The organism is Alloalcanivorax mobilis (assembly GCF_002864685.1).
GTDB lineage: Bacteria > Pseudomonadota > Gammaproteobacteria > Pseudomonadales > Alcanivoracaceae > Alloalcanivorax > Alloalcanivorax mobilis.
Map to the genome: position 1 here is coordinate 1 of NZ_NMQZ01000087.1, position 414 is coordinate 414.

A 414-nucleotide genomic window follows, 5' to 3' on the forward strand; every position below is an offset into this window, starting at 1 on the left:
CGGCGCATGGCCGCTGGCGCCGCCGGCGGACGCGACCGGCGAGCTTGTCGGCGCCGGGCCCATCGGTGACTCCGCCGGCGTGGCCACCCATGGGCCAGGCGCCAGCGGCCGGGCCAGCAGCATCTGCGGCTCCCGGGCCAGTTGTTGCAAGGTCAGTTCGCCTCGAAACCAACGCCCCAGGTGCGCCTCGTAAAACAAGCCGCTCTGATCGACGCTGGCCTGAAGCCGGCCGGCCAGCGCCGACGGCGCCGGTGACGTGCCCTCCGGCACCAGCGGCGCGGTGGGTCGCAGCGCCCCCGGCGGCGCCGGAAAGCGCGCCAGGATGTCGGCGATGGCGCGGGCGGCGGGGCTGAAGCGGGTGCGTGTGGAACCACTTTCGGTGGCGTTCGCCGGCGCGGGTGCCGCGCCCTCGGC

General features: G+C 76.1%; 1 pseudogene. It reads right to left on the reverse strand.

What is annotated here, in order from left to right:
• Positions 1-414 (reverse strand): annotated as a pseudogene (locus tag CGS25_RS18865) (hypothetical protein); the annotation flags it as partial.